Raw genomic sequence first — 4,356 nt, forward strand, 5'->3', positions numbered from 1 at the left:
GATCGTAGGCGGAGTCGTTGTCGCCAGTCCGAGTGGATCAATGAAAGCAATTGAATTTTTTGCATATACAAAAGCATTCAATCCACCCAAAAGCTTTATTGGGTCAGGACTAATAAACCGCCCTGCCTGCGGATCGTAGTAGCGGTAGCGGTTGTAGTGCAGCCCCGTCTCTTCATCCCAGTACTGCCCCTGGAACCGGATCGGATTCCTGAACCCCGCCCTTCTCCCCGCCTCGCTGATCGCCTCCCGCGCCTCTCCCCATGCCTTGTACTGCGCCGACCAGGCCACACTGCCTTCGTGGTCCGTCAGTTCCTGCGGCGTACCCAGGTGATCGCATTGGTAGAACGCCATCTCTTTCCTGTCGAACGCTCGAGGCACATGCCTCTGCTCGCCGTTCCACAAGGGATCCTGCTCGATGTCGTAGACGCCGCCGTTGGCCTCCATCAACGCCTTCGCGTCGGTGGTTTCGCTCAGCGCCATCGCGCTCGCCCGCCGCACCTGCATCAGCGGCACGAACGAGTTCGCCTCGTGGATGTAGTGCACGCTCCAGCCGTTCTCGCCGCCCTCCTCTATCGCTGACTTGCTCTGCGTGCTCTCGAACGCCAGCACGTCTCCGTCCCAGCCGAACAGCGTCGTCGTCTCGCCCGAGCTCTTGGACAGCCGGCGCCCCAGTGCGTCGTAGCTGAAGGTGGTGGTGATACCGCTCTGGTCGGTCGCCGCCGTCATGCGGTTGAAGCCGTCCCATGCAAATACAGTGCGCCATCCGTTGCGCATCCGTTCCGTCATGTTGCCGCGCTCGTCGTAGCGGTAGCTGGTGCCGGCGTAGTTCTTCAGCAGGTTGTCCAGCAGCTTGCCCGCCGGATGCCTCAGCGGGTCGTTGCTTGCCGGAAGGTCGACGATGTTGCCCGCCGGATCGAACGCAAACGCCTCGCGCCCGATGCGGCTGTTGGCTTCGAGCAGGCGGCCCACCGGGTCATACCGGTAGCTCAGGTTGCCGCGCCGACTGTCGCCAATGCCCACCAGTTGACCCGCCTTGTCGTAGCTGTAGCTGCGCCGGATGCCGGCGATCGATTCGATCACGCCGGGCTTGGTGCGCGAGATCTGCTGTTCGAGCAGCCGGCCCGCCGGGTCGTACTTCTGCCGCTGGCTCAGCCCATTGCCCTGTTCCCGCGCGACCTCGCGGTGCAGGTCGTCGCGCTCGAAGCCCAGGATGTCTTGCCCATCGACCAACAAACCGTGCACGTGGCCGGAGCCGTAGGTCAGCCACTGGGTGACGTGCCCGTCGGGGCGCACGGTGGCGATGCGTTGGTTGAGTTCGTCGTAGCGGTGCTGCCAGACTGCCGTGCGCTTGCGCTCCACGTAGTGGTGATGTTCACGAGTCAGGTTGCCAGCCGGGTCGTAGAACCACTGAAGGCGCGCGTCGCTATTGGTCGCTTCGAGCAGGCGGCCGTTGCGGTCGTAGGCGAAGCGCTCGGACTGCCCACCGGCACGGCGTTCGCTCAGGCGTCCGAGCGGATCGAATTCGAGTTCGGCGCGGTGGCCTGCCTCGACCACTTCAGCGAGGATGCCGGTGGTTTCTTCATGAACGTACTGCGTGGTCTTGCGGTCGAACCCGGTCTCCTCCAGCAGGCGGCCCACAGGGTCGTAGCGGAAGTCGTAGCGGCTGCCGTTCTCGTTGTGCAGCTCGGTCAGGCGGCCCAGCAGGTCCCAGTAGTACTTGAGCGAACGGCCTGCGGCGTCGGTGCGACCAGCGATCAGGCCGGCGCGCGTGTAGCTGTAGCTCGTGGCGCGCCCCAGCGCATCGGTGTGCTTCAGCAATCTGCCTTCGGCGTCGTGCTCGAACTGCTCGATCGTCTGGTCGGGCTGCACGATTTCCTCGAGCTGGCCGGCTGTGTAGCGGTATCCGGTCGCGTTGCCGGCGGCATCGGTGGCCTTGGTCAGCCGGCCCCGTTCGTCGTATTCCCAGCGGCTGGTCTTGGCGGAACAGTCGGTGTAACTGAGCAGTTGCCCTGACGCAGAGTAGGCCAGCGCCTTCACTCCCCCCTTCGCATCGGTGATGCGCACGGGCCTGCCGGCCTTGTCGTAGGCGTACTCGGTCTTGTGGCCCAGCGGATCGATCTCTTCCGTGAGATGGCCCTGCGCGTCGTAGTCGCGCTTCCACACGCCACCTTCCGCGTCGCGGATGCCCGTGAGACGGTTCAGCCTGTCGTACTCGAAGTGCACACGGCTGCCATCGGCTCGGGTGTGCGTCTGCAGGTTGCCGTCGACGTCGTAGGTGTAGTCATCGGTCGTGCCGTCGGTGTGCACGTGGCGCGTGACGTTCTTCGCGTCATCCCGGAAGAACCACTCCTGCAGCTTGTCGGGGTGGATGATCCGGTAGGTATAGCCCTCGATGTCGTAGTAGTGCCAGGTCTCGCCGCCCAGCGCATCGGTCACGTAGGTCAGGCGGATGTTCCTGTCCCACTCCAGCTTCAGTGCAAAGCTGCCGTCGTCGGACCATTCGCGCACGGCCTTGGCATCGGGGCCGGTGCCGTCGTACTCCAGGTTCATGCCTCGGCCGGTCCGGTCGGTGTAGCGGGTCACGAGGTGGTGGCTGTAGACGTAGCTCCAGCTCGCGCCGTCTTCGTCCTGTGCCGACACGAGGTCTCGCTCGCCGTCGTGCGTGTAGGCGGCCAACTGGCGCACGACCTGGCCGTCCTTCAGCTCCCACAGCGACTGGATGAGTCCGGTCTGCGCATCGGGCTTCGTGCCCACATGCGCCATGACGGCTTCGCCGTGCTTGCTGACGATATCGCTGAGCACGCGCTCGCCCGTTGCCGCAACGACGTGGTCATAGCGCAGCCCGATGGACATACCGTCCTTCGCCTGTTGGGTAACGAGCCGGAAGTGAGGCTGCTTGCTGTCGACGTACTCGTAGATCTCTCGCCACTCGCTCTGCTCGCCCGCGGGCAGCGGCTTGCCGAAGTCCAGCACCAGCAGGCTCTCGCTCAGGCGTGAGAGGCTGACTTCCTCGATGCGGTCGAACCAGGTCTGGCCCACCTCCAGCAGTGGGTAGGCATGACTGCGGCCGTCGGCGGCGTGATGGACCAGGCTTGCCTTGCCCTGGCGTGCACCGCGCACAGGCGTGGCAACGTCCACGCGCATGCTGTACGGGGTGATCCAGCGCGCACCAAGGCTGCTTCGATCGAAGGCATCGAGGTCGCTGGCATAGGTGCGGGCCCACTCGATCGGCAGTGGCGCGGCAAGAACGAAGTCGGTGTGGGTGAAACTCTCGTTGCCGGTACTCAGGCTGATGGAAGCGCCTTTGCGTGCCGGCGCGGGGCAGTTCTTGCAGCCCCCGGTTCCCTGCGCCGCGGCCTGCTTGTTGATATGGCCAAGAGGCGTTCCCGGGTTCTCCTTCTCCGCTTTGGCCCCCGCCTGCGGCGGCACGATCGCAGCCCTCTTGCCCTTCTTCTTCAGCAGCGCATCCCGCAGCTTGTGCAGCAGCCACATGATGCTCGCCTGCGCCTCCTTGTCCGCCAGCCTCGACAGTTGCCCCCTCAGCAGCCGCTTGAAGTCCAGCATCTGCGTGATCACGCCGTTGACCTTGCCCGCAACGCCATCGGGCAGCTGATTGGCGGCAGCCTTGGCAACGTAGTTCGCCGACTGCTTCGAGTAGCGCACCGCCGCGCCCCACATCCGGCTCCATGTGCTCTGCGTCTTCGGGTCGTGCACCTTCGTTTCCGCCGCCGCGGCCGTGCCCACCGTGAACAGATCCTTCTGTCCCAGCACCCGCCGCAGGATGTCCACCAGGTTGTCGATGATCTTGTCCGCAAGATCCGCGCAGCTCTTGAGGATGCCGTCGAGCTTCTCGATCGCCCCATCGATGAACTTGTCCAGCTCGCCCATGATGGTGGCGTTCAGGTGCCCCACCAGCGTGGTCACGATCGCTTCGCCCAGGTTCGAGGCTGCTGTCTTCAGCTCCTGCTTCACCAGATGCAGCGTCGGCCTCAGGCTCATGCGCGCCGCGGCCATGCTCGGCGGCAGCGGGATCAGCCCGATCAGGTTGATGCCTAGGCTCACCCAGGTCAGGAACGCCTCGACCCCGTCCTTGGCCTTCTTCTCGACGATGTTGATGATGTCCAGGAACACATCCACCAGCGCCATGATGTTCCCGACGATCGGGATGCTTCCCAGCACCATCGTCAGGCGCTCCAGCGTCACGTAGCCTCCGCTGAACGAGCGCAACCAGTCGTCCACCGCCTTGCTTGCCGCAGCGACGTCTTCCTTCACGATCGTGTTCAGTGGCGCTACCGCTGTTTGCGGCTCGCGCTCCGCCGGTTTCTGGCCCTGCTGTTGCGGGCCTTCTGTTCCTGC

At 64.6% G+C, this 4,356-nt stretch carries 1 protein-coding gene; it reads right to left on the reverse strand.

Features of this window, described 5'->3' with window-relative positions; translation table 11 throughout:
- Positions 1 to 4,356: RHS repeat-associated core domain-containing protein (locus ACT6S0_RS26930; protein WP_444766800.1), on the reverse strand; the 4,356-nt coding region annotated here is incomplete at both ends.

Source organism: Roseateles sp. (genome assembly GCF_052436255.1).
Lineage (GTDB): Bacteria > Pseudomonadota > Gammaproteobacteria > Burkholderiales > Burkholderiaceae_C > Pelomonas.